The 24,321-nt window shown below is 43.8% G+C and carries 22 protein-coding genes and 1 pseudogene; 10 read left to right on the plus strand and 13 right to left on the minus strand.

What is annotated here, in order from left to right; genetic code table 11:
- Positions 1 to 139: 139 nt before the first annotated feature.
- From F6K63_RS21295 to F6K63_RS21310, 4 genes are all read right to left on the minus strand, one after another.
- Positions 140 to 895: a GspMb/PilO family protein gene (locus tag F6K63_RS21295; protein ID WP_287267081.1), complete on the minus strand. Its 756-nt coding sequence runs from the start codon at positions 893 to 895 to the stop codon at positions 140 to 142.
- Positions 892 to 1,692: a PilN domain-containing protein gene (locus tag F6K63_RS21300; RefSeq protein ID WP_008189108.1), complete on the minus strand. Its 801-nt coding sequence runs from the start codon at positions 1,690 to 1,692 to the stop codon at positions 892 to 894. Before F6K63_RS21300 ends, F6K63_RS21295 begins: the two co-directional genes overlap by 4 nt.
- A 4-nt stretch (positions 1,693 to 1,696) precedes the next feature.
- Entirely contained in the window at positions 1,697 to 2,800 is a 1,104-nt protein-coding gene (pilM, locus tag F6K63_RS21305; RefSeq protein WP_044495077.1) for a type IV pilus assembly protein PilM, read from the minus strand.
- 202 nt (positions 2,801 to 3,002) lie between these two features.
- Positions 3,003 to 4,301, minus strand: a complete 1,299-nt coding sequence (locus tag F6K63_RS21310) for a bifunctional folylpolyglutamate synthase/dihydrofolate synthase (RefSeq protein ID WP_287267082.1) — start codon at positions 4,299 to 4,301, stop codon at positions 3,003 to 3,005.
- 68 nt (positions 4,302 to 4,369) lie between these two features.
- On the opposite strand from F6K63_RS21310, the gene bchM reads away from it, so the two are divergent.
- The 3 genes from bchM (at position 4,370) to F6K63_RS21325 (ending at position 6,518) form a co-directional block, all read left to right on the plus strand.
- Positions 4,370 to 5,056: a magnesium protoporphyrin IX methyltransferase gene (gene bchM, locus F6K63_RS21315; protein ID WP_287267083.1), complete on the plus strand. Its 687-nt coding sequence runs from the start codon at positions 4,370 to 4,372 to the stop codon at positions 5,054 to 5,056.
- A gap of 668 nt (positions 5,057 to 5,724) precedes the next feature.
- Positions 5,725 to 6,126 (plus strand): hypothetical protein, encoded by a 402-nt coding sequence (locus tag F6K63_RS21320; RefSeq protein ID WP_287267086.1) that lies wholly within the window; start codon positions 5,725 to 5,727, stop codon positions 6,124 to 6,126.
- A 14-nt stretch (positions 6,127 to 6,140) separates the two neighbouring features.
- The gene (locus F6K63_RS21325; protein WP_287267087.1) at positions 6,141 to 6,518 is read left to right on the plus strand and encodes a DUF423 domain-containing protein; all 378 of its coding nucleotides are present in this window, start codon (positions 6,141 to 6,143) and stop codon (positions 6,516 to 6,518) included.
- A gap of 221 nt (positions 6,519 to 6,739) precedes the next feature.
- Here F6K63_RS21325 and F6K63_RS21330 read toward each other — a convergent pair whose 3' ends face one another.
- On the minus strand, positions 6,740 to 7,723 hold the full coding sequence (locus F6K63_RS21330; RefSeq protein WP_287267088.1) for a glycosyltransferase family 2 protein: 984 nt from the start codon (positions 7,721 to 7,723) through the stop codon (positions 6,740 to 6,742).
- Positions 7,724 to 7,786: 63 nt separating this feature from the next.
- Here F6K63_RS21330 and menB point away from each other — a divergent pair, with 63 nt between their 5' ends.
- Positions 7,787 to 8,620, plus strand: a complete 834-nt coding sequence (menB, locus tag F6K63_RS21335) for a 1,4-dihydroxy-2-naphthoyl-CoA synthase (protein ID WP_044495057.1) — start codon at positions 7,787 to 7,789, stop codon at positions 8,618 to 8,620.
- Positions 8,621 to 9,270: 650 nt separating this feature from the next.
- On the opposite strand, the gene F6K63_RS21340 is transcribed toward menB, so the two are convergent.
- The 3 genes from F6K63_RS21340 to F6K63_RS21350 all read right to left on the minus strand — a co-directional run bounded on the left by F6K63_RS21340 (position 9,271) and on the right by F6K63_RS21350 (position 10,700).
- Complete coding sequence (locus F6K63_RS21340; RefSeq protein ID WP_044495055.1) at positions 9,271 to 9,588, minus strand: hypothetical protein; 318 nt, start codon at positions 9,586 to 9,588, stop codon at positions 9,271 to 9,273.
- Between the two features lie 327 nt (positions 9,589 to 9,915).
- Positions 9,916 to 10,089 carry a hypothetical protein gene (locus F6K63_RS21345; RefSeq protein ID WP_154659936.1) on the minus strand — a complete coding sequence of 58 codons (174 nt, stop codon included), beginning with the start codon at positions 10,087 to 10,089 and terminating at the stop codon, positions 9,916 to 9,918.
- Positions 10,077 to 10,700, minus strand: coding sequence for a DciA family protein (locus tag F6K63_RS21350; RefSeq protein ID WP_008189087.1), 624 nt, complete (start codon positions 10,698 to 10,700; stop codon positions 10,077 to 10,079). The genes F6K63_RS21345 and F6K63_RS21350 overlap by 13 nt, the downstream gene beginning before the upstream one ends.
- A 371-nt stretch (positions 10,701 to 11,071) precedes the next feature.
- On the opposite strand from F6K63_RS21350, the gene F6K63_RS21355 reads away from it, so the two are divergent.
- From F6K63_RS21355 to F6K63_RS21365, 3 genes are all read left to right on the plus strand, one after another.
- Complete coding sequence (locus F6K63_RS21355; RefSeq protein ID WP_008189085.1) at positions 11,072 to 12,496, plus strand: atrophin-1 family protein; 1,425 nt, start codon at positions 11,072 to 11,074, stop codon at positions 12,494 to 12,496.
- Between the two features lie 86 nt (positions 12,497 to 12,582).
- Positions 12,583 to 13,278: a PspA/IM30 family protein gene (locus F6K63_RS21360; protein ID WP_008189083.1), complete on the plus strand. Its 696-nt coding sequence runs from the start codon at positions 12,583 to 12,585 to the stop codon at positions 13,276 to 13,278.
- A gap of 561 nt (positions 13,279 to 13,839) precedes the next feature.
- Positions 13,840 to 14,607 (plus strand): PspA/IM30 family protein, encoded by a 768-nt coding sequence (locus F6K63_RS21365; RefSeq protein ID WP_008189078.1) that lies wholly within the window; start codon positions 13,840 to 13,842, stop codon positions 14,605 to 14,607.
- Positions 14,608 to 14,845: 238 nt separating this feature from the next.
- Here F6K63_RS21365 and F6K63_RS21370 read toward each other — a convergent pair whose 3' ends face one another.
- The 4 genes and pseudogenes from F6K63_RS21370 to F6K63_RS21385 form a co-directional block, all read right to left on the minus strand.
- Entirely contained in the window at positions 14,846 to 15,811 is a 966-nt protein-coding gene (locus F6K63_RS21370; protein ID WP_008189076.1) for a glycosyltransferase family 2 protein, read from the minus strand.
- 414 nt (positions 15,812 to 16,225) lie between these two features.
- Positions 16,226 to 17,767, minus strand: a pseudogene (locus tag F6K63_RS21375) (carotenoid oxygenase family protein).
- A 47-nt stretch (positions 17,768 to 17,814) separates the two neighbouring features.
- On the minus strand, positions 17,815 to 18,003 hold the full coding sequence (locus tag F6K63_RS21380) for a hypothetical protein (RefSeq protein ID WP_287313072.1): 189 nt from the start codon (positions 18,001 to 18,003) through the stop codon (positions 17,815 to 17,817).
- A 70-nt stretch (positions 18,004 to 18,073) separates the two neighbouring features.
- Positions 18,074 to 18,970, minus strand: a complete 897-nt coding sequence (locus F6K63_RS21385; protein WP_287250742.1) for a sulfotransferase family protein — start codon at positions 18,968 to 18,970, stop codon at positions 18,074 to 18,076.
- 111 nt (positions 18,971 to 19,081) lie between these two features.
- On the opposite strand from F6K63_RS21385, the gene F6K63_RS21390 reads away from it, so the two are divergent.
- Positions 19,082 to 19,336 (plus strand): hypothetical protein, encoded by a 255-nt coding sequence (locus F6K63_RS21390; protein ID WP_287313073.1) that lies wholly within the window; start codon positions 19,082 to 19,084, stop codon positions 19,334 to 19,336.
- Positions 19,337 to 19,725: 389 nt separating this feature from the next.
- Positions 19,726 to 23,292 (plus strand): filamentous hemagglutinin N-terminal domain-containing protein, encoded by a 3,567-nt coding sequence (locus tag F6K63_RS21395; RefSeq protein ID WP_287313074.1) that lies wholly within the window; start codon positions 19,726 to 19,728, stop codon positions 23,290 to 23,292.
- A 280-nt stretch (positions 23,293 to 23,572) separates the two neighbouring features.
- Here the strand turns inward: F6K63_RS21395 and F6K63_RS21400 are convergent, their stop codons facing one another.
- Positions 23,573 to 23,818, minus strand: coding sequence for a hypothetical protein (locus tag F6K63_RS21400; RefSeq protein ID WP_008189069.1), 246 nt, complete (start codon positions 23,816 to 23,818; stop codon positions 23,573 to 23,575).
- Position 23,819: 1 nt separating this feature from the next.
- On the opposite strand from F6K63_RS21400, the gene F6K63_RS21405 reads away from it, so the two are divergent.
- Positions 23,820 to 24,005 carry a hypothetical protein gene (locus tag F6K63_RS21405; protein ID WP_161603196.1) on the plus strand — a complete coding sequence of 62 codons (186 nt, stop codon included), beginning with the start codon at positions 23,820 to 23,822 and terminating at the stop codon, positions 24,003 to 24,005.
- The last annotated feature ends 316 nt before the right edge of the window (positions 24,006 to 24,321 follow it).

Genomic DNA, 24,321 nt, shown 5'->3' on the forward strand with positions numbered 1-24,321 from the left:
ATAATCACCAACACTAATAACCCTGTCATATCAATCAAACAGCAAGTTATCCCAATTTCCAACAACTTGCCTACCGATCAATTTACCCATCTTGCCATCTACCCATCATTATTGGTAGCAATAATAAAGTAATTTGGGATTATTTCTTCTTACCTGACTGTTTCTTATCATTCTTTTCCTCAGCTTTTTCTTCCTCCTTATCCAAATCTCTAGCAGGCATGAGAGCTTCCAGGGTTAAGCTAGTTTTCAGCTTAGGTTGAGGACCAGGAACTACTCTACCTTGCTGTAGCACTAGTGTTTGCGGTTCACTGATTTGAGCTTCTAGGTCTTTGATCAGCAACATCGACTGTAGCCGCTCAAAGCTGCGCATAATTGACTGCACTTGTTGGAAGCTACCCTCAATTTCGACATTGACGGTTCTCCGTTTTAATTTTCCATCAACTAAGGTTCCTAGAGACCCATCATTAACTATATTGATTCCCTCGGAATCTGGCTCATATCTAAGCAAAGTTCCTCTAGTATTCTTAACAAAGGTATTGAGATCAATCAATAAGGTATCCAAAGTTTTGTCACTGGCAAACAAACTCAAAACCCGGCGGTTTTGCTGCTTGGCTTGCTTGAGTTCATCCTCTTTCTGTTTAATTTTTTTCTGGAGTACTTCGGGATTTTGGAGGTCATCTTGCTTGGTTGATAAATCATTTCGTAAAGTCTGATACTCCTGCCAAGCCGGTAACATCAGGTTCATGGCTAGATAGACAGCAGCGGCCACACCAAGAATAGCAAAGGTAATCCCAGAAACTTGGGGAGTAAAGGTAATGCCGAAGGCAGTAGGATACTCAGGCTCTTCCTCCTGACCTTCAACACTCATAAAGTCGTCATCAGTAGCATAGGTCATTGTTGAATCACTCCTTGGGATTGAAGGTTTCTAATCCGAGTCACTAATCCTACTGCTCCTTTACGGTCTAACTCTTTTAATATCTCAGAAGCGGGGATATCACTCAGTTGAGTTTTAATAGTATATTCTACCACTTTTGGCAGGGTATATTTTACCTGAGTTACTAATTCTTTTTGACTCTCAGGAATTTCTAATTTGGTGGGATTATTGATTAACTGAGCTTTGATCAGTTGAGTGTCATTTTTGTCGAAAAAGGAAGAATTCTGTAGCGTCAGCAAAAAGTAATTCACATCATCAAAGGTTCGAGCTGTACCGGAAATATCCAGCTCAATTCTAGGTCGTGAGTTAGCGTTAGACTCATCCTTAGAAGCATTTTTGTCAGTGACTTGCTGTTGCTCGATGTCTTTAATTTGGACTCCGGGGGGAGTGCGCTCACGAATGTCCTGTAACATCGCTGACCAAGGCTTAATTTGATTAAAGACACTGGCAAGAGCATTAGTTTCGTCGTTGACCAGCTTGAGTTCCTTGTTTAGCTTACTAATTCGTTGCTTTTGCGCCCCCAAGGCTGCCAGTTTCTTGTCAACATCAGCAATTTCTTCCTTCAACCGGGCGTTTTGATGTTGGAGAACTACCCAAAAGCCTCCCACCAATCCAGGTAGGATTAGACCGACTGCAGCTCCAATCAGTAGAGGGGTCATTTCCCCTAGGGCCATCCCTGGTCTAGCCGCTCCATCCTGAACGGACTTGATCTCCTCAGGATTTCGGTCTTTTAAAAAATTAATATCAAGACTATACATAGTGCTATACCTCTCGTAATCCTAATCCAAGCACAGTTCCTAAGCTCGGTCGTTGTACCATCGGAATATCTTTCTCCACTTCTAGAGAAAGAGCCGCCACGGGATCCACCTGAATCGTAGGCAAGCTTAACCGTTGGGTGAAAAATTCATCAAGTTGTCCGATACCACCCCCAGGACCAGCTAGTAGAAGTTGGGCTACTTCTAGATTGTCCATCTGATTGAGGTAAAAATCGATAGAGCGGCGTAGTTCATCAGCAATTTCTCCCAAGACTTGGATCAGAGCTACCATACCTGGATTTACCCCGGTCGAGCCGGTGCGCATGCCATCAACTGGGGTACTGGGAATAGTCATCCCTTGGAGGAGTTCAGTGTTTCTAGAGGCTGGTAAATTCATCGCCCGTGATAGAGCACTCTGAAGTTGGTAGGTACCAATGGGAACAGTACGGGAAAACTGCGGTACACCATCTACAATAATGGCAATTTCAGTACTATCAAATTCAATATCTACCAGAACGGCTGCTTCTTGGGAAGGAAATTGACGCAGTTGTTCTCGGATGGTACGAATCAGGGCAAAGCTATTAATTTCCAGTACATCTACTTGTAAACCTACCTGCTCAAAGGTATCGAGATAGCTATCGGTGATTTCTTTACGAGTAGCCACCAGCAGCACTTGCACCTTTTCGATTCCATCTTCATCGACGAAGAAGCCAAGCTTCTGATAATCCAAATCCACTTCTTCCCGGGGATAGGGCAAATATAAGCCAGCTTCATGGTTGAGTACCATATCCCGGAGCTCGTTATCATCTAGCTCAGCAGGAATCGGAATAATCCGGATTACTGCTTCCCGCATGGGTAAAGCAGTCGCAACCCGCTCCACTTTCACTTGACTTTCCTGTAGGGCTTCTCGAATCAGTTCCGCTAAACCAGGGGAATCAACAATCTGTCCTCCTTCCCAGATCCCTTCTGGAACCTCATGAGCATATAGGGTGGTAGCTTTGAGGCTCTGACCTTGCCGCTGCAATTGAGCAATATGAATTCGTTCTGGGGCTAATTCTATACCAACACCTTGCTTGCGCCGGGAAAATAAATTTTTAAAACGGTTAACCATATCTAGCAAAGGGAGTAGGGAGTAGCGGATCTGGGAATATGGGATCAAAAATTATCAGAATTTATTTAGCTACCCGATCTGAGTTAGGTAGATGGGGGTTTCAACATTAGGTTGCTTTTGATCGTACCCAATTTATCTTATAATCATGACAATTTTTTGATTAATCCTGAAATTAATTACTGTAGCGATTAGCGATTAGCGATTAGCTATTCCCATTACCACCAACAAAAGCTTCTGTTCGCAAAAAGTGACCAACTAGGTACAGAGAACCACAAAGGACAGTAATCTTCTCTTCAGCTTCGGCTTTGTTAAAGGTACCACGGAGTCCTGTCACTAACTCTGGATACATAGCACAATCGGCTAAGGTTGGACAAATTTGTTGCGCGAGAGTAGCCAAGTAGTCTAACTCAGCTGAACTATGGTCTGGTACTGGCACTAGAGATAATCGATCCCCTGGTCTGAGCAAGGCATTAAAAATACCAGCATGGTCTTTGGTTGAGAGTATACCCATGACCCAGTTGACCGATTTACCTAGGGTATCAACATATTGTCTCAAAACCTGAGCAGAGGCTTGATTATGGGCTCCATCAATCAGTAAATGGTGATTCTCCCAGCTAGTCCACTGCAAACGTCCCAGCCAAGTGGTTTTCGCCATCCCCAATGCGATCGCATCTTCTGGAATCTCCCAACCTTGCTGTTGCAGAACTTGTACCGTTGCGATCGCAATCGCCGAATTAACCAACTGCACCTCCCCCAACAAGGGCAAATTATAGCTGACTCCCCCATACTCCACCCATCTGAGATGCTTTCCGGTGCTTGGGGTCTTACCTTCTGGCAAATCCACTGCTGAGTCTACCCACACCACTGGACACCCCAACTGATTCACCCTTGATTCAACCACTGCCCTAGCCTCTGGCGGGAGCGGACCAATTACCGCAGGACAGCCAGGCTTTAGGATTCCAGCCTTCTCCTTAGCAATATCAGCCAAGGTTGGACCAAGACGCTGCCAATGTTCCCAACTCAGGGATGTGATAATACTAACCAAAACGCGATCGCATACATTCGTTGCATCCAGCCGTCCTCCCAATCCCACTTCTATTACAGCCACATCCACCTGCTGCTGAGCAAAATACAACCAAGCAGCAGCAGTAGTCACTTCAAATAGGGTAGGTGGATCGGAACAGTTTTTTGGAATTGCTGCCTTAACTTGCTCCAAAATTGTGCCTAGGGTATGGCTAGAGATGGGTTCTTGGTTAAGGCAAATCCGTTCTGTCCAATCAACCAAGTGAGGAGAAGTATAACGTCCGACTCGGTAGCCAGCTTGGGTGAGTATAGAAGACAGGTAGGCACAAACTGAGCCTTTACCATTAGTTCCAGCCACGTGAATGATTGGAAAATTCTGCTGGGGGTTACCTAAGCGCGATAGAAGTTGCTTAATCCGTTCTAAGCCAAGCTCAACGCCAAAGTATTTAAAGGATTGGAGAAGGTCGTCAATATCCATGGGATGATTTGTGATGAACCGCAAAGACGGGAAGGACACCAAGCTCAGGAGAGTGTTTGTTATTAAATATGAATACAGTTAATGATAAGGCGATTGTTAAAGACTATTTCAATGCCACTGGGTTTGACCGCTGGCGGCGGATTTATGGTGATGGCGAGGTTAACCGGGTACAGCAAGATATCCGGATTGGTCATCAGCAGACTGTGGATAAAGTGATTAGTTGGCTGGAGGCTGATGGAAATTTGTCAGGTTTGTCGATTTGTGATGCTGGCTGTGGTGTTGGGAGTCTTAGTATTCCTCTGGCAAAAGCTAGCGCTATAGTTTTTGCTAGTGATATTTCTCACAAAATGGTAGAAGAAGCCAAGGTAAGGGCTAAGGAGAGTTTAGGGAATACTGACAATCTCTCGTTTATGGTCAAGGATTTGGAAGGGTTAGGTGGTAGCTACCACACCGTAATTTGTCTAGATGTGTTGATTCATTATCCCCAGGATAAAGCGGCTGAAATGATAACTCACTTAGCCTCTTTGGCCGAGTCTCGTTTAATTCTTAGTTTTGCCCCGAAAACGTTGCTTCTTACTGCACTCAAAAAGATTGGTGAGTTTTTTCCAGGACCAAGTAAAACCACTCGTGCCTATCAGCATCGAGAAGCAGATATCGTTAATATTTTAGTAAATAATGGGTTTTCGATTCAGCGACAGGAAATGACTAGCACTCGCTTTTACTATTCTCGCTTATTGGAGGCTATCCGTAACTAAAAAAAAAGCATTCAGCGGTCAGCCCTCAGCGGTCAGCCCTCAGCGGTCAGCCCTCAGCAGTCAGCAGATGTAACAGAGATTAAATGAATGCTTACCGCTTTGATTCAAAAGCACCGATTGGGCTACGCGCATGCTGCGCGAACAGTAGCCTGGCACAGGCTTCGACCCTGGGAGGTAACCCATAAGCTGATACGCGACACGCTGATAACTGATAACTGAAAGCTGAAAGCGTAAGCATTCAGCCGTCAGCCGTGAGCTAAAAGCTCACGCTACTTGAGGTGCTTTTTGGCACAGGCTTTGGCCTTGGCCTTTTGGCCTTTTGGCCACGCTACGCGAACGGCCACGCGTGCGCGTTTGGCCACGCTGTGCGAACGACCCTGGGACTTCACTCAGCATTATTCCAATCCTTACTTGTTTTATTCAAAAGCTGAGAGTTGATAGCTCAGAGCTGATAGCTCAGAGCTGAAAGCTGAAAGCTGAAAGCTGAAAGCTGAAAGCTGAAAGCTGAATACTTACCTGAAAGCTGAAAGCTGATAGCTGATAGCTGATAGCTGATAGCTGAATAATTACCTGAAAGCTGAAAGCTGAAAGCTGAAAGCTGAAAGCTGAATAATTACCTGAAAGCTGAAAGCTGAAAGCTGATAAACGTTTGTTAAAAATTTGCTATAATGAAACGGTTTAAAAAAATATCTGCTGGTTTGCTGCTTACCTTTGGTATTCTATTATTGATGGTACCTGTTGTAGTATCAACTCGAAGGGAAGCAACGTCGCAAGATAAAGTTGATGCAGTGGGAAGCTTGATAGTAGGTATCCCAGCTACCTTCTGGGGAGTATGGTTAACATGGGTAATGTATCGACAAGATCAAAAAGAAGTTATCGAGCACCTTCAGTCTACATTTTATCGCTTGATTCAAGACGAAAATGGTAGAATTTCAGTCTTGAAATTAGCAATGGCAGCCAAACTTCCTATAGCTGTAGCTCAAGACTATTTGGATCACAAAGCTAGAGAGTGTGATGCCACCTTTGAGGTTACTGAAGAAGGGAGAATATTTTATAATTTTACACTTTAGTAAGGACAAAATTGATGACTCGGATTTTTTTAGCGATCGCATCGATTTTAGGAGGATTATCAGTAGCAGCTGGAGCCTTTGCTAGCCACGCTTTGAAAGAGAAACTGACCGAACGAGCATTGGAAATTTTTCAGACTGGTGCTCGCTATCAAATGTACCATGCTCTAGCGCTAATGTTGGTAGCCTTGTTGTTGAGCCGTGCAGAAGTAGCACAAACCTCCCTTACCGTAGCTGGCTCAGCTTTTATCGCTGGAATTGCAATTTTTTCTGGCAGTTTGTACGCCCTGAGTTTAACCGGGATCAAGTGGCTAGGAGCGATCGCACCATTAGGTGGTGCAGCGTTGATCTTGGGATGGGGTTGTTTAGCGATCGCAGCTTTCTCTTTCCAGTAATCACTAAATATTTTAGGGAACAGGGAAGAGGGAACAGGGAACAGGGAACAGGGAACAGGGAACAGGGAACGGGAAATAACGAATTTAAATGCAAATCAGCTTAACTATTTTCTTGACTTTCAACCTTGGCCAAAAGGCCACGCGATCGCGTTCAACCTTCAACTTTTAACATTAAAATTTAAACCTTCAACCTTCAACATCTAACCTTCAACCTTAAACCTTCAACCTTCCATATCCCGCTCAGCAGCATAAACACCTTGGACGTTATACCAGTTAAGGAAAATTCGGGCAATTTCTAAAGCTAGCTGGGATTTACCTCGGTCAATTAGCCATTGTAAAAAGGGAGCCATGGTGCGTTCGTTGAGTCGTCCACCTAAAGACAGAATCCCCCAGAGTAATCGGTGTAGCCAGGTCATCTGAATCATCATCCTGACTTCCCAGGTAGGGTGCTTCCGGTAAAATAACACACCCATACGCCCCCGTTGAATTTCCCGGTCAATCATCCGGGGAATTTGGTCGAGGCTAAAGGGAGGATGCCAATGATAACCTACCGCTTCGGGACATTTAATCAGTTTTAAGCCCAGCTGTTTGAGTCGGACACCTAGTTCTAAGTCTTCCCAGCCATAGAGTTGGAAGCGAGTATCAAAGAGTCCAGCTTCTAAGAGCCATTTTCGTGCGATCGCAACATTCCCCGTCGCAAAATAGGCAGCAGAGAAATCAGTAATTTTATAAGGTTCGCTGGTAGGGTCGTCAAAATTACAGGTATTGATCACCCAACCGTAAGTGAATAAGCGATCGCATCCCAGACGCTGCTCTGCCTGTATCAAAGCATCAGCATGAGACTGGAGGAAATGCTCAGTAACTACTAAATCACTATCAATAAAGATAATTATTTCACCCTTAGCCTCCTTCACCCCTAGATTCCGGGCTGCAGCCGGTCCAGCATGGTTTTGAGCAAATGAGTGTACATGGGGAAACTGATCCCCGTGTGCTGCCAACCAATCTAAAGTGCCATCCGTTGAACCATCATCTACTAAAACAACTTCATAATCCAAGACCTGAGGTGCGACCCGTGGCGAATTTAATTCGCCAAGGTCAAGCGCACCTATGCTATCTTGCCTGATTTGTTGATTTTCTAACGCGATTAGGCACTTTTTTAGAATCGGTAAGCGATTGTAAGTGGGAATGACAATGCTTAGAAACAAGGTAACGTTTTTAATTTGATATGATTGTGAACTTAAACAGCGATCGCACCCATGGAAAAGGTTATGCAAATTGATTGGCAAACTGCCAAAACTTACGAAGACATTCTATACCACAAAACCGACGGTATTGCTAAAATTACCATCAATCGTCCCCACAAACGCAACGCCTTTCGTCCCAAAACCGTCTTTGAACTTTATGATGCTTTCTGTGATGCCCGCGAAGATCACAGTATTGGTGTTGTTTTATTAACTGGTGCTGGTCCCCACACCGATGGCAAATACGCCTTTTGTGCTGGTGGTGACCAAAGTGTACGAGGTCAGGCTGGATATATTGGAGAAGATGGCGTTCCTCGCTTAAACGTATTAGATTTACAACGCCTGATTCGTTCCATGCCCAAAGTAGTGATTGCCCTAGTTGCTGGATATGCTATTGGTGGTGGTCATGTCCTACATGTGATTTGTGACCTAACTATTGCTGCTGATAATGCTATCTTTGGTCAAACTGGCCCGAAAGTCGGTAGTTTTGATGGTGGGTTTGGCGCTAGCTATCTTGCCCGAATTGTTGGTCAAAAAAAGGCCCGAGAAATTTGGTTTCTCTGTCGTCAATACACCGCATCTCAAGCCCTAGAAATGGGTTTAGTTAACTGTGTCGTTCCAGTGGAGAAGTTGGAAGCAGAAGGGCTACAGTGGGCAAAGGAAATTTTGGCAAAAAGTCCTATTGCCATTCGTTGCTTGAAAGCTGCCTTTAACGCGGATTGCGACGGTCAAGCTGGTCTACAAGAGCTAGCTGGTAATGCTACGTTACTCTATTACATGACAGAAGAAGGAGCTGAAGGTAAACAAGCTTTCTTAGAAAAGCGTCCACCAGATTTTCGTCAATACCCTTGGTTACCTTAGATTATAGCAGTGTAAGCATATGCGCTACGCGCACGCTACTTGAGGTGCCGTCAGCTATCAGCAGTCAGCTTATGGGCAAATCCCCAGACTTTCAATTCTGATTAATCTCGAACTATTAGGTGCGACCCGTGGCGAATTTAATTCTTAATATTGTGCCTTGGCGCACGCTACGCGAACGGCGCACGCTACACGAACGAGGTTTATTTTAAGCATGATAGCTGACGGCACCTCAAGTAGCGTGGGCTTTTAGCTCACGGCTGACGGCTGATGGCTGATAGCACCTCAAGTAGGGTGCGCGTAGCGCATATGCTTATATCACTGTTCCCTGTTCCCCCTTCCCTGTTCCCTACCTTTACATGGTTAATTTTAAACTTAGTGCCAGATCTGATTATCAATAAAAAACGCACCTTATTTTGAATCAAAGTGCGAGTAAAGCTATTTTAATAGCAGATATCAGGTGCCGATTTTTATGAAATTATTTGGCTTTTTCAGCTGACACCTGTAAGCAGGTAACTACTAGAACTAGAAGATTTGGTTTAAACTGGTTTTTGTGAAATTTTTTTATTTGAATTATTGATTGTATTAAGGGTAAAGTCACTAGTAAGTTACTGCTGATATTGCTGATAATACGAACAATTTACTTCAACAATTTACACCAGCATGATATCTGTTGACGAACTTTTAGAGGTGATGGTCTCACCTTGAACGGTCGTGTCTGTCCCAGAGGATGTTTCAGAGCACGTTACCGATAGCTCCTCTGTGAGCATCAGTTGTTCATCTTGCCACATCTGTTCTAGTGTCTCCCAAGAAGAAGAAGAAGAAGAAAATGTAGGCACAGCAAAAGCACAAGCTTTCCAGCTAGCTCTGACAGGCACCCCCAGTTGTTGACACATACCCCCTCGTCGTCCTTCTGACTGATAATACTGGCAAAATCTGCAACTAGATATAGGTAAATTCAATGTTTTCATGATAAGTCTTTGTTCAGGAAAATTTTATCTCCTCTTCACATTTCATTCTGCTACCTCTTACCTCAGCTTCTTATAGATAGCAAGCTGTTGACCAGCCTAGGTTATAGCCATATCGTTAGCCACTGAAGCTTTAATATTTTCTTAAGAAGTTTGTTACAAATAGATACATTTTATTTTACAAAAAGTAACAAAAAGAGATGGCTTCTGAAAGAATTGGCTTGCTTTATACCAAAAACCCATAGGGATCAACCAAAAAAACACACCAAAAGTGTATTTAGATACTGAATTTAGCCCGATTAACTTATGAAAAAGTATCAGTTCAGTGTTCTAAAAATCAAGGGAACAGCGGATCCCGGAACAGGGAATTGGGAATAGGCAAGAGCCAAGAGCCAAGAGCCAATAGGGAACAGGAATGCCCCCGACCTCCCGACCTCCCGACCTCCCGACCTCCCGACTCCCGACTCCCGACTCCCTTCTAAAACCTTGCTCTAAATTTGCCATTGCTTAGTAGCACAAAGACCACAGACATCCCAACGGTGGAGTTCTCCTGGTGGAGTCGGACACTGACACTGAGGACAAAGTGGTAAATTTTGCGATCGCATCTGCATCATCTTTGCCCAACGTTTAAACGCTGCTTGGGGTATGTGAGTTTTGTCACTCGTTGTGTCAGTACTTTTGTCAGTGGCTTGACTACTTTCTGTGTTTTCTGTGTGGTCTAACTGCTCACAAACCAGTGATGAAGACATTGGCAAGATGGTGCTAGGATGTCTATGGTTTGGGGTCAACTCAGATTTTGAATAGCCATTGCCCAAAACTTGTGTTTTATGCCACTGAGCCGGAGAAAAGTGGATGTCAACTAGGGGCTCAGACCAACCAGCATTAAGCCGTTTCAACAACATCCGGCGCTGAAATTTTAGTTCTTGTGCCCAAACAGAGCTAGACGTAGCCACATATAAGATATCCCTAGAGATAGCATAGGGTCTGGTATGATTAGCTATGTTCACTCCTACTATTTCAGACCAACACTTAATTAGGGATGACAAGCGTTGTATACCTTGCCACTCGGGCTGATTTGTAATCCTATCTAAGATCTGATTGAGTGATTTAAGCATATCGCCTTACTAGATAGCGTTTATCGCAGTAATGAGGTACAGTCTTCTTTGAATTTGATTTCCTGTATTGATGCAGCGCATCCCTATTATTTATTGTTTCTTACCTGTTCCCTGTTCCCAGATCCGCTGTTCCCTAAAATTCCGAAATTGTGTACCTCATAGCTATGAGAATTGCTATAATTAGTTAATTTGACAATAGTTTTGATTGCTTCAGGACTTACGTCCCAGCGTTGAAGCCTTTGCCACGCTAGAAGCTTGTGTCACACTGGCCAAAAACTAGCTTATAGTTAGTAGGGTGACCCTAAAGATAGAATGGCTAGCGTTAAGTCCTGTTGCTTGTTCTGTAGCACAAACGACCGATAGAGTCCGCCATGAGCCAAAACTCCTCAGTTAATTCTTCCCCTAGCTCGACCGGTAACTACAAACTCAACTCAGTTTTACAAGCTGCTCTGAGTAGCCTTGATGTACAACTAGAGGAAGAATTAGCGCGCTACCGACGTCGAAGAGTAGGACGCCCAGTAATGACTAACCGTGGTCTTGGTCGTAACCGGGTCCGTAAACCCCTAGAGTTAATTTCTGTCGGTGAGGTAAAACAGAAACCCTCACCATCACCGACAAACCAGACCATCTCTCGACTAAACCAGCCATCAACCATTGCACTGCCAAACCTAACCACCAAGGCGACAACTTCTCAGAAACAACCACAACAGCCATTGGTTGAGGAGACTGAATCCCTAGATTCCCTCTCATCACAGTCCCCGAAACCTACTCAGCCACCAGTTGTATCCCAGTATAATAATGGTGACAGTGCTAGCCTAGGAATTCAGAAAGAGGCTACGGAGCAACTTAACCCTCCTGAAAAATTGCCTGAAGACTCAGGTAGTTTGATCAAGTTAGGGGCTAACCAAACCCAGCCAGAAGATTATCTCGAATCATCAGAAAAACTACTACAGAGTCTGGCAGAAGATGAAGAAGAATTTGACAACCAAAAGCAGGTGTCTTACCAACTGCTGACTCCGTTAAATGTCGGTTTCATGGTACTTTTGCTGTTGTTAAGCGCTACCCTACCCTATATCTTCTCCAATCCATCGGTGTTAAGTAATCTGGATCTGTCACGGCTGATCAGCTTCATCATCCCCAAGATCTCCAAAACCCCTCAGCAAATTAAACCACATAAACCACAACAGACTGAGTCGATTCCCCATTCTCCCCTACAGGGTGGACCTAATTTGGCTTCTGAGGAATTTGTAGACTTGAACTTACATACCCTTTCTCAAGTGGAAGCTACTCCAGGACCGCAGCAAAAACCTTTTTATACAAAAGATGTTCCTTTACCTAAGGTGGTTGAATCAGCTCCTAAGGTGGTAACTAGACCGATGCCTCCTAAAGGGTCTTCCTTATCTTCAGTACTTTTGCCTTCTGTTCAACCACTGCAAAAGGTTCCCTTGTCATCATTACCAACCACCTCAGGCTCTTTAGTACCCCCAGAAAGACGGGTACAGTCAGGATTACTTAAGCCAGCTATCTCTGAAACACTCCAGAATCAAGCCGCATCTCTAAGAACAGTGGTAGAGGAGTCTTTACCTGCTCGCGATCCTTTCTACTATGTGCTGATCAACTACGATGGTAAACGTTCCCTACAGCAAGCTAGGACAATTGTTGCTGATGCCTATGTGCGCAAATTATCTCAAGGTACCCGGATTCAGATGGGAGCTTTCAAATTTGAACATGAAGCACAAGGTTTGGTCGGAAAACTCCAGCAACAGGGAATTTCTGCTTCGATTTATCATCCTTAGTTAAGTTGAAACTGTCAAGTGTCAAGTTCAATCTTAATGACATCAGTTTTCATTCCCTAAGCCCTGATCATGTATGGAAAGCTGCCATGGGATTATTAGATCGTATGTTTAGAATAATTCGCGCTAGCCTTAATAGTCTGATTAGCCAAGCTGAAGATCCTGAGAAAATCCTGGAACAGGCTGTCGATGATATGCAGCAGGATTTGATTCAAATGCGGCAGGCTGTAGCTCAAGCGATCGCTACCCAAAAACGCACGGAACGACAAGCCTCCCAGGCTCAAGCCGCTGCTGAGCAATGGTACCGTCGCGCTCAGTTAGCCTTGTCAGCAGGAGACGACCAGTTGGCACGGGATGCCCTGACACGGCGGAAATCTCATCAACAGACTGTCACAACCATGAAAGCTCAGCTTTCCCAGCAAGCTGAGCTTGTTTCCAAGCTTAAGGAAGATCTCCGTACCCTAGAGCCGAAAATCTCAGAGGCCAAAACTAAAAAGAACTTGTATATTGCTCGGGCTCAATCAGCTAAGGCATCCATGAAAATTAATGAGATGCTGGGTAATGTGGGTAACAGTAGTGCCTTGAGCGCTTTTGAACAGATGGAAGAAAAGGTAATGCAGCTTGAAGCCCGGTCTGAGGCAATGGCTGAATTAGGCGGCAATCAACTGGATAAAAAATTTGCTGCTCTCGAAGGTAACTATGATGTGGAAGCTGAGTTAGCCGCCATGAAGGCTAATCTGATTAAAGGAACCGAAACTCCTCAATTACCCTCAACTCAGACATAATAACCGAAAAATCCGGAAAAATTGGATAAATAGCCGGAAAAAGTAAGTAGTTTCCCCATGGTCACCTCAATTGCACCTTGAGAAAGTTGTATCAAAACACCTTAGAGCCTTGACCCAAGGGGTTACTATATACGCAAACCGCACCTTCTCGACCTTCTTTCTCAATACTCGGAAAGGGAATAGGTAGAATAAGACAAGGACGTTTTCTGCTGAAGATGGCACTATTATATCATAAGCGCCTGTGGAAACCAGTTTTTAACCCCTCGAACAGCAATCCCGATCAATCCCCCATGGTTCAGCCGCCAGAAAGTTCAAACCTTAGCTTGTTGTCTAGCACTTTTTCCCAAGAAGTTTTTAAACTGGATGAAAGGCTCCCTGTCTTAATGGCTAGGGTATGGGTCAAGCCCGCAAATTTTTCAGTTACCCAATCAGACTTGAGATGGGACAGCAACAATTGCTTGTCCCTCAAGACAACTTAACTCAAGACAACTTAACTAGGCTTACGCACCAGCAAGCCAGTTTTATACCTACTTTGTACATTCCTAGAGGATAAACAGCGTTATGGGATTATTTGATCGCCTTAGCAGAGTGGTTAGAGCTAATCTGAACGATATAGTCAGCAAGGCTGAGGATCCAGAAAAGATTCTTGATCAAGCTATTGTTGATATGCAAGAGGATCTGGTTCAATTGCGTCAAGCAGTTGCCAGGTCAATTGCTGAACAAAAACGCACAGAGCAGCAATACAACAAAAACCAAACAGAAGCTAACAACTGGCAGAAAAGAGCTCAGCTGGCTCTGACCAAAGGGGATGAAAACCTGGCTCGTGAGGCTCTGGTGCGTAAGAAGAGCAATTCTGATACTGCTGGTACCCTGAAAACTCAGTTGGATCAGCAAACTGAGCAGGTCAATAATCTTAAGCGTAATCTGGTTGCTCTCGAAGGCAAAATTTCCGAAGCCAAGACCAAAAAGAATATGCTCAAAGCACGAGCTCAGGCAGCTAAGGCCAATGAAAAGTTACAACAAACCATGGGGTCTCTCAATACTAGTGGCTCCGTAGCAGCGTTTGAGCGTATGGAACAGAAAGTCTTGGATATGGAGGCTCGTTCTCAAGCTGCCCATGAGCTGGGTGGTAGTGACTTGGAAAGTCAATTTAAACTCTTGGAAGGCAATGATGTTGAAGATGAGTTGGCCACGATGAAAGCTCAGTTGGCTGGTGGTTCTGTATCTCAAGGAGCTTTACCAGCCCCAGAGGAGAAAAAATCGACTTCCTCAGATTCACCCGTTGACAAAGAGTTGGAAGACCTCCGCAAACAAATTGATAATCTGTAGTCAGATCAAATCCGGTTAATCACTTTGGTTTCACTGAAATTGTTAATTGTTAATGGTTAAGGGTTAATTGGTAATTGTTAATTGGTTATTAGCTAATTGCTTACTAGCTAATTGGTTACTAGCCAATTTTCGATTTTTAAGTTTTAGTTGACTAATTAATCACTTTGTGTTAAGGAAAATGGTTAATGGTTAATGGTTACTAGCCAATTTTCCATTAACTCATGATTCAAGTTGCCAATTAAAGCGGTAACTGGTGGTATAATTCTGGAGAGTATCCTAGAGTCTTTCTCAGTAACAGCAACTTCCAAGCAATCGGTGAGAAAGCAATCGGTGAAAAACACTCAGGAAACAATAACTTAGCGGCACTGATCAACTTACCTCGTTTAAGAGCTACTAAGCCCCAATGTAATCTCAGATAAGCGCCCAGCTCCCACAGTAATGGGAGTTTACCTTGATATTTTTCACTGACTAGTTCATAGATTTTTTGCTTAATCGAAATATGAGTCTTCAGACGTTTCTGGAACGAAAATTTTTGATTATAAGCACCAGACCAAACCGTCCGGTAAGCTAGGCACTTATTGATAAATATAGCATCCCCAAACTGGGCGATTCTAATCCAGGAATCAATATCATCAAAGTTGGTATCTAAGCTAGAATCCCAACCACCGGAACTGAGAAACCCATCACGGGAGAAAGCGACTTGCGCTGGGGTGCCAAACGGTACCATTTCCAGAAGCATTCCATAATGAATGTCTTCTTGGGCAATATATAACCTTGGCGGTGAACCTACTCGCCGTGTTATACTTAGTTCTACTCCTAAGGTATTTACTTGAGCCGATTGGCAAGAGCAAATCACTGCTTTCGGATGTAATGCGATCGCATTAGCCATTTCTTCAATGCAGTTCTTGGCTAAGTAGTCATCATCATCCAACAGCTTGATCCAATCACCAGTTGCCAACTCTACCCCTTGATTTACCGCTTTCGAGTGGCCCATATTATCGGAATTTCGGTGATAAACCAAGCTATGCTCACCAGCACGTGCCAACGCTTCACTGCGCTCTTGGACATAACCTTCAGTCCCATCAGACGAACCGTTGTCAACGATAACAATTTCACAGGGAAACGTCTGAGCAAGCGCGCTTTCAATTGCACGCTTGAGTAGATCTAGACGATTATAAGTCGTGATGACAACGCTGAATTTCATCTGGCACCCTCCAGGAAAATTCTGTTATTAGCTTAGCTTTAACCATCAAAGCTCCAACCTGATAATTTCCCTGAAAGCTTTATAACTAATAAGTTTAGCGTCATTATATCCCCATGTTGTTTAAAAGTTTCTAGTTAAAGTTTAAACTCTCAACCTGTAACCTTCAACCCACTAACCTTCAACCTTCAACCTTCAACCTGTAACCTTCAACCCACTAACCTTCAACCTTCAACCTTCAACCTTCAACCCACTAACCTTCAACCTTCAACCTTCAACCTGTAACCTTCAACCCACTAACCTTCAACCTTCAACCTTCAACCTGTAACCTTCAACCCACTAACCTTCAACCTTCAACCTTCAACCTGTAACCTTCAACCCACTAACCTTCAACCTGTAACCTTCAACCTTCAACCTTCAACCTGTAACCTTCAACCCCAGTCCCAGCAACTCAGAACTCCAGCTACCGTGTAAACCGTAAGGGATATGATGCTTCAAGTGCAGTCGTGCGACTGGTCCGCTAGTTAAATCACGACCATCTAATATGACTAGATCCGATCGGTGATGACTAGCATCATATACTAAGGTCAATACCCAACCATCATCTTCTCGTTCAGCATTGGGTCGTGGCACAAACATTGGTTCATTTACAAAACCCTTAGGGGCAGCACTCCAGAATTGTTGTGTCTTTGTTTCCATATCTATTTTTAGAATCCCTTGTAATGGAGCATTACGGGTGGGATGATCAGCAGCTCCGATAAATAAGTAGCGATAGGGATTTCCGACATGATTAGGGTGAATGCTAGGAAACTCGCAACAGCGCTCTTCTAATAACTTACTCCCTACGGTTTTGTCAGTTAAGTTTAAACTAAAGCGCCAGAGTTGCCCTGGTGCGTTCGCATTAAAATCAACCTTCCGGAAATCACTACCTACGTCTACTGCTGGTAATGACTCGTAGCAAATAGAATCGACATAAATCTTGCCATCTTCCTCAAAAGCATTAGCGTGATGGAAGATAAAGCCCGATTGGGTTTCTAGGATTTTGACTTCCTCTGTATTCTGTTTACGAGGAATCACTATAATCCGCGTCGGTTGTTCAGGCTGATATGCCAAACACTCACCAGCTCCTCGGTATCCCAACAGGAACGGAAAGGGATTATAGCTAACAGGATTTTGGAAGAAAATACAGTAGTTTGGGGTAATCGCAAAATCGTGGATAAAGGCAAAACCAGGAACACTATAACTCTGACGTCGTAATAGTTTACCGGTCGGGTCCAATTCGTAAATGGTAATTTTGGTAGACAGACCTGGCTGAATCGCGAAATTTACCAGACAAGGTTGACCACCATCAAGCTTACTACTAGGGTCAATCCAAGGATGAGCAGCAAAGGATTCACCTCCTGCTAATATTCCATCCAAGTTATCTTCACCCAAGGTTTCAAGAGTATGGGGGTCTAGACCGTAAGGTTTAGCGGCTTCCCATAAGGCTAAGAGCTTGCCACCCCAGTAGATCACATTGGTATTAGCAATATTTTTAAGTTGGATATCAAATAGATTGGCTAACCAACCCCCAGGCTTCTGAGTGCCAAACACTCCTCGATATACCGGTTTCCCCGCTTTCTGTTCCGCTAAGAAGCCCTCTGTGCGTACAAACCGATTCCGAAAATGAGCTCGACCGTGATCAAATGCGATTGACCGTAGGTCACGCTACGCGATCGCACAAATCATCCCATCCCCATCAAATGGATGATGCACCCGGTAACCATTAATATCCAGCAAACCAGGACCATTGCGTAACCAAGTCCCCTGCAACTCCTTAGGAATTTCCCCTTCTACTTGATCAATCCAATAATCCTCTTCATGGCGTTGGGACTCATAACCTCTTGCCCAATCTTCTTGGCTATAGGACACACCAGGTAAGATCACCCCATTCGCTTCTTTGTTTAACACATTTTTCATTTTTTATCAAGTCCTTAGCCAGATTATTTTATGAATAGTTTTTAATTTTATTTACATTTTATTACTTTATCAGACTTTGTATACCAAAGGGAATCGGGAATCGGGAATCGGAAATCGGGAATCGGGAATCGGGAATCGGGAATCGGGAATCGGGAATCGGGAATCGGGAACAAAAGTAAGCCGTGAGCTAAAAGCTCACGGCTTACTGCTGTTCGCGCAGCGTGCGCGTAGCGCATATGCTTACAACTTAAATTACTTAACTTAATTGTTAACTTATAATTGTCAACTTACTTATTCACTTAATTTTCAACACTTTAGCCATTGGGAAAGATCCCGACCAATCAAATCTTGAAGCTGGAGGATATCCTCGCGATAGAATTCAATCAATTGCTTCCGCACTGCTGGTGATAACTTAGGTTTACCACGATTTAAATATCTAATCTTGTTAACTAGTTTATCGCTTAGGCTAGTAGGAACCAATGGACTCAGAATTGATTTAACAGGGTGCGGTTGGCTCAAAAATGATTCCAACGCTTTGTTCTTGGGAAGGCGAGGAGCTTGCCTAACTTTTTCAGATATATCTGGGGTAAAAGTATCGTCTATCTCCAAGAAACCAAACATATCTTTCAGCATACCTAGAGAATTATTCTTCAAATCTTCGTATAGATAAACCTTAATCTGGCTTTTTTCAAACTCTTCATAATAACGCTTTAATTGGACATAGTAAAGTCCCTGGTGTTTATAGTGCCAGAAAGACCACCAGTTATTTTTGATGCGCTCCTCTTCTTGGGCAAGAGCCTCAGCAAAATCCAATGGTTCGCGCTCTTGCTTGATTAAATGTAAATAGTTGGAATAGGCTCTTTCTGCTGGATCTCGAAGAATGGCAATCAATTTAGCCTTAGGAATATAGTACTTTATCCGTTCAACAGATTTCGCAATGTAGAGATAACTTGTAGATGCTTCACCAATAGCTACTTGATTAGTTACCTTCTTATATAGGGCACGATAGTCGTCAATATTAGTTACAATGAAATTAGCTTCTTTTTCATCTCCTAACCCACTAAAATCTAAATTTTCTTCTTCAAAAGCAAAAAACCTAGGTTCCTTGGCAGGACTCATGTAGATTTGCGGATGTTGCTTTAGATATCGATAAATTGAGGTGGTTCCAGCCTTAGCTGCACCTAGGATTAAAAAGTTGGGCATTATCATGAGTCTATCTAGTTATAGCAAATCTTATCCCCATGAGGTACAAATCTCTGGGTTTTAGGGAGCAGGGAGCAGGGAGCAGGGAGCAGCGATGCAGAGGTGCGACCCGTGGCGAATTTAATTCGCCTACGGAAAAAGCACCATTACGGTCTTGGGGAGCCAGTGCGGTTTTGGGGGGAACCCCCAAGACCGCACTGGTGTGGTTTCCCCCACTCGCTATTGCATCAAGACGGGAGCAGGGAAGAGGGAAGAAGGATAAAATCCAGTGTACTTGATAGTGATGCAAACTGCCGTAGCAGACTGTCTATAGCAAAGGGAATCGGGAATCGGGAATCGGGAGGGAACAAAAATTATTACAATTGATTTCGGCTCCCTATCTCCCTTGGTTATCTCTATTATCTAGTAGAACCCTTACCCATCTCTGTAACCCTCGCTAACATTATTTCACAAAACTTTACATCAATAACTAGGAAGTATAGTATAATAATTTCTAGTATTATAGCTAGCAGTAATAAATTAGTCTTTGTAGTAACAATAACGGCATCAAGCCACTATTAATCAAATATCAGTTGTCAGCCTAAGGATTAAAATAAACTTTCCGTAGGGTGCGCCGATTCGCCAGCTGATAGCTGTTCGCGTAGCGTGCGCGTAGCGCATTAACTGATAACTGTTCGCGTAGCGTGCGCGTAGCGCATTAACTGATTGATAGCTTAATTTAACTACCCCTCCCCAGGCTCAGGAGAACAAATCCCATGGCATTAGATGTCTTGAAACGCTATAACAGTCAGTTTGGTTTAGCGCTATGCTTAGCCATTAGCGGAGCGATCGCATTTTCAGCTAACCAAGCTCATGCTCAGATTACTCCTGATAGCACCTTGCCCCCGGGAGAAACCTCACAGCTAGACCTGGGCTCTGGTGAGGTAAATGGGAAAATTGTTGATCTAATTAAAGGGGGAGCAATCCGAGATATCAATTTGTTCCACAGTTTCCTAGAGTTTAATGTCTCAGACGGACAAAGCGTTTATTTTGCTAATCCAGCTGGGATTGAAAATATTATTTCTCGGGTAACTGGTGCTAATCCTTCTAATATTCTTGGCACCTTGGGTGTGGATGGTGGAGCGAATTTGTTCTTGATTAATCCCAAGGGGATTTTCTTTGGGGATAAAGCGAAGCTGGATGTATCCGGTTCTTTTGTGGGCACCACTGCTGATGGGATTGGGTTTGGGAATCAAGGAGTGTTTAGTGCCTCTAATCCAGAACCTCCGTCGCCATTGTTGACAGTTAATCCTAACGTGTTCTTCTTTAATCAAATTCCCGGTAATATTACTAGTCAAGCTAAGTTGGAAAAGCTAGCGGTTGATAATCTGTTGTTGCTCGGTGGTGATATTGAAGTTAGTAAGAAAGAGAATAGTAAGCAAGATAGTAAGATATCCACGAATGAAGGTGGGAATATTCTGTTAGCAGGATTGGGCGCACCAGGAGAAGTAGCTTTGACTCAAGAGGGTGACAAGCTGGGTTTAGATTTTCCCGATGGCGTCAAGAAAGGGAATGTTGTAATTAAAGATAGCGCTATAGAAACTTCGGTAGCGAAAGATAGCAATGTTGATGGTGGTGACATTGAAATTATTGCTGATTCTTTGGAAGTAGAAACTTCTAATAAAGAGCAGGGCATCTTCACCATAACTAAGGTCAATGGTCAGAAAGGCGGTGATATTGTTATCACCGCTGATGACTCAGTTTCCATTATTGCTTCTCGTGACGGAAGTCAGCATGGAATCTTTACCTTCACTGATACTGAAGGTGGCACAGGAGGCACTATTCAAATTACTGCTGGCTCCCTGATGGTGGAATCTGAGAAAGAAACACCAGGAATTTCGGCAAGAACAAAGGGAGATGGTGATAGCGGCAACATTACCATTGATGTGAGTGGCAATGTAGAACTGAAAAAGAAAGGTACGATTAGAACAGAACAAGTTGAAAACAAAAACGTAGATAAAAACGATAAAAAAGGCCGTCCCGGGGATGTTTTATTAAATGCTTTGGGCAATATTCTCCTCAACGATAATAGCCGACTTCAGATATTTAATGGAGGCGCAGCAGATGGAGGTAGAATTACCATATTGGCTGGGGGAGTAGTTGAAGTCAGATTTGGCAGCAAAATTGAGAATGTCGCTAAACAAAAATCTACAGGAGCGAGCGGGGGCATTGAGATCCAAGCTAAGTCCCTATTGCTTGATTCTCGCGATCCGAGCGATCCTGAAGCTAAGAGAGGTCAAGTCCAAATTACAGCTAAGACTGACAAAAACACTAGAGGTAACGGCGGGACGATAGACATCCGTGTGGGGTTACTGACGATGATTGGACCAAATAGATCAGGCTCTAGTGGTATAACTGCTAATACATCAGGAGATGGAAATGCGGGCGCGATCACAATCATAGTTGAAGGAGACTTCATCATGGAAGATCGGGCTAAAATTGAAGCGAAATCTCAAAAGGAAGCTAGAGGCGATGGTGGAAAGATAATTATTGAAGCTGGTTCACTTTCTTTAAGCAATAAGAGCAATATCACTGCTGAGGCTAAAAAGAGAAGTAAGGGAAAACCGGGAAATATTGAAATAACGGTTAAAGATAAGATTGAGATTACCGGCCAAAGCAGCGCCATCAAAACTCAGATAGATGAGGATGCTGGAAACAATCAAACCTTAGAAGGAGGCGCTGCTAACATTGACATTGAAGCTCGTTCTCTATCCCTCAAAGATGGAGGAAGAATAGAAGCGTCTACTGAGGGCATAATCCCAGCAGGTGATATTACAATCAATGCCACGGATTTTGTAGAAATTTCTGGTGTGAAAAGAGATACTAAAATAGCCACCCAAACTCAAACAGGAGCTGAGGGGAAAGGAGGGCGTATTGAGATCACAACACCCAGCTTGCGTCTATCGAATGATGCACGATTAGATGCTAAAAGCGAAAGTAACTTTCCCGGTGGTGATATCCAAATTGATGCCGATGACGTGCAACTAACCGATGGTGCTGAAATTATTGCTACTTCCGAAAAAAGCACAGAAAACCGAGGTGGGAGCATAACCTTAGATGTAGACACCTTGACCGTAAACGATAGCGAAATTTCTGCTTCTACCGAAAGAGGAACTGCAGGAAATGTGGAAGTGGTGGCTAAAGACTTAGTGTTGTTAACTGGAACTCTACCAAATAAGTCTAAATCTCCCGCAGGAATATTCGCTCAAGCAACCGAAGGTGGTACTGCTCAAAATGTGACTATAGAAACAGACGAGCTAACTGTCGAAGATGGAGCGCGAATAGCAGTAAGCGGTGTGCCATTAACAGAACAAGGGTTTCCAGAGACTGAAGTGGATGAGAACGGTGAGGTGGATGAGAGCAACCTAGGAGAGGCTGGCAAACTGACCATTAAGGCTGATTCTCTAACCCTAGACAACGGCCAACTTGTAGCTGCTACTGGAAAAAATCCCAAGGAAAACGAAGAAGCAGCAACTATTGATATCGATGTGCCAGGAGTGATCATACTTGATAACAACAGTTTAATCTTAGCTGATGCTACAGGTAATAATGTAAAAGGCGGAAATATCACTATTGAAGGTGGTGTATTAGTAGCGCTGCCTCTAAATAATAATGACAAAGGTAGCGATATATTTGCCAATGCTCAGGATGGGGATGGTGGAAAAATCAACATCACCCTCCAGGGCTTATTTAATCTGAACGTACTGGAAAATACCAGTGCGTTTATTGGCTCAGATGGAAAGATAGACCCATCGTTAGCGTTTCAGAATAATAGTAGTGAAATAGCAGCCCTTAGCTTTAGTGGTGGTGAATCTGGGACTGTGACCAGGGATATTGCCAACTCAGCACAGGATCCTGAGCTCTTACCAACATCACTAGTTGACCCCTCAGCATTAATTGTCGCTAACTGTCCCAGGAGTGGAAAAGTAGCTGTAGATGAACTCGGTGAATTTATTGTTACTGGACGAGGTGGCTTACCCCCAAGTCCTCTAGACCCAATTACTCAACAGTCTGTACTGGTAGATTGGGTTACCCTTGATACTGAAGAAGAGAACATCGAAGAAGCTACCTCTACTCCTACTCCTGATGTCAGTTACTTGCCCATGAGAGGAAAACGCCGTGTTGCCTCTACTCCTACTCCTGCTCGTCCCAAGAAGAAAATAGTGGAAGCTCAGGGTTGGATAGTGGGCGAGGATGGTACAATTATCTTGACCGCTGAACCGAATAATGGTACTCCTAAGAGTAATTGGTATAGTCCTAGGTCTTGTGGTAGCAAGGGTTGAGCGAGATGTTTGAAATTGCAGTAATTTTCGGCGTTGCTGAATTAAGGAATGAATGCGCGATCATATGGTTTTGTTAAAGCCCCCTAAATCCCCCAAATTTGGGGGATTTTGAAAGTTTTGTTCCCCCACCGGTGCGCTTTCCGTCGGCGAATTAAATTCGCCACGGGTCGCACCGCAGAATTGGGGGGCTAGGGGGGCGAAACCATACCCAGAATCAGCAACGCCCAATTTTCAGCATTGAGGATACTTATGGATAAGTATAGCGCTAGGTTAAGTGGATTCAGCTTAATCCAGTCAGTGTTGGAAATTTCAGCAATTTGGGAAAGAGTGCGTACGCGTAGCGGCTCGTACCGAGCATCGCAATGTAAAAGACTAGCGCTAGGTTAAGTGGATTCAGCTTAATCCAGTCAGTGTTGCTGATTTGAGCAATGTTGAGAGAATGCGATCGCGTAGCTTGATCTACGGTCAATCGCGCCTTTTTGAGCAACAAAGCGTGAAAATCCTTGACTGTTGGAAACTCCAGCAATTTGGGAAATCACGATAGTGCTAGCTTAATCAGTTTCGGTAGTTATCGAAAATTACAGCAATTTGGGCTAATCATGATAGAGCTAGCAACAGCAACAAAGCGTGAAAATCGTTTACTGTTGGTAATTTCAGCAATTTGGGATAAGAGTGCGATTCGGGCTTTGCCCGACGCTTCGCGATCGCGTTGACTTGAGCAACGCGCGTTAGTTATCGAAAATTCCAGCAATTTGGGATAATTACGATAGCGCGCTTCTTCAGCAACGCCCGATAGTTATCGGAAATTACCGTAATTTGGGATAATCATTATCATACTAAATTGATTAACAAGGGGTGAAAATCCTTTACTGTCGTAAATTCCAGCAATTTGGTAAATCATGCGATTCGGGCTTTGCCCGACGCTTCGCGATCGCGCCTTTTTGAGCAACGCGCGATAGTTATCGAAAATTCCAGCAATTTGGGCTAATCATGATAGCGCGCTTCTTCAGCAACGCGCGATAGTTATCG

The sequence above is a fragment of the Moorena sp. SIO1G6 genome, from assembly GCF_010672795.1.
GTDB classification, from domain to species: domain Bacteria; phylum Cyanobacteriota; class Cyanobacteriia; order Cyanobacteriales; family Coleofasciculaceae; genus Moorena; species Moorena producens.

Excerpts from the sequence above, each read along its gene's own strand:
- F6K63_RS21295 (WP_287267081.1), bottom strand. The coding sequence starts at position 895 with ATGACCTATGCTACTGATGACGACTTTATGAGTGTTGAAGGTCAGGAG.
- F6K63_RS21300 (WP_008189108.1), bottom strand. The coding sequence starts at position 1,692 with ATGTATAGTCTTGATATTAATTTTTTAAAAGACCGAAATCCTGAGGAG.
- pilM (WP_044495077.1), bottom strand. The coding sequence starts at position 2,800 with ATGGTTAACCGTTTTAAAAATTTATTTTCCCGGCGCAAGCAAGGTGTT.
- F6K63_RS21310 (WP_287267082.1), bottom strand. The coding sequence starts at position 4,301 with ATGGATATTGACGACCTTCTCCAATCCTTTAAATACTTTGGCGTTGAG.
- bchM (WP_287267083.1), top strand. The coding sequence starts at position 4,370 with ATGAATACAGTTAATGATAAGGCGATTGTTAAAGACTATTTCAATGCC.
- F6K63_RS21320 (WP_287267086.1), top strand. The coding sequence starts at position 5,725 with ATGAAACGGTTTAAAAAAATATCTGCTGGTTTGCTGCTTACCTTTGGT.
- F6K63_RS21325 (WP_287267087.1), top strand. The coding sequence starts at position 6,141 with ATGACTCGGATTTTTTTAGCGATCGCATCGATTTTAGGAGGATTATCA.
- menB (WP_044495057.1), top strand. The coding sequence starts at position 7,787 with ATGCAAATTGATTGGCAAACTGCCAAAACTTACGAAGACATTCTATAC.
- F6K63_RS21340 (WP_044495055.1), bottom strand. The coding sequence starts at position 9,588 with ATGAAAACATTGAATTTACCTATATCTAGTTGCAGATTTTGCCAGTAT.
- F6K63_RS21345 (WP_154659936.1), bottom strand. The coding sequence starts at position 10,089 with ATGGCAAATTTAGAGCAAGGTTTTAGAAGGGAGTCGGGAGTCGGGAGT.
- F6K63_RS21350 (WP_008189087.1), bottom strand. The coding sequence starts at position 10,700 with ATGCTTAAATCACTCAATCAGATCTTAGATAGGATTACAAATCAGCCC.
- F6K63_RS21355 (WP_008189085.1), top strand. The coding sequence starts at position 11,072 with ATGAGCCAAAACTCCTCAGTTAATTCTTCCCCTAGCTCGACCGGTAAC.
- F6K63_RS21360 (WP_008189083.1), top strand. The coding sequence starts at position 12,583 with ATGGGATTATTAGATCGTATGTTTAGAATAATTCGCGCTAGCCTTAAT.
- F6K63_RS21365 (WP_008189078.1), top strand. The coding sequence starts at position 13,840 with ATGGGATTATTTGATCGCCTTAGCAGAGTGGTTAGAGCTAATCTGAAC.
- F6K63_RS21370 (WP_008189076.1), bottom strand. The coding sequence starts at position 15,811 with ATGAAATTCAGCGTTGTCATCACGACTTATAATCGTCTAGATCTACTC.
- F6K63_RS21380 (WP_287313072.1), bottom strand. The coding sequence starts at position 18,003 with ATGCGCTACGCGCACGCTGCGCGAACAGCAGTAAGCCGTGAGCTTTTA.
- F6K63_RS21385 (WP_287250742.1), bottom strand. The coding sequence starts at position 18,970 with ATGCCCAACTTTTTAATCCTAGGTGCAGCTAAGGCTGGAACCACCTCA.
- F6K63_RS21395 (WP_287313074.1), top strand. The coding sequence starts at position 19,726 with ATGGCATTAGATGTCTTGAAACGCTATAACAGTCAGTTTGGTTTAGCG.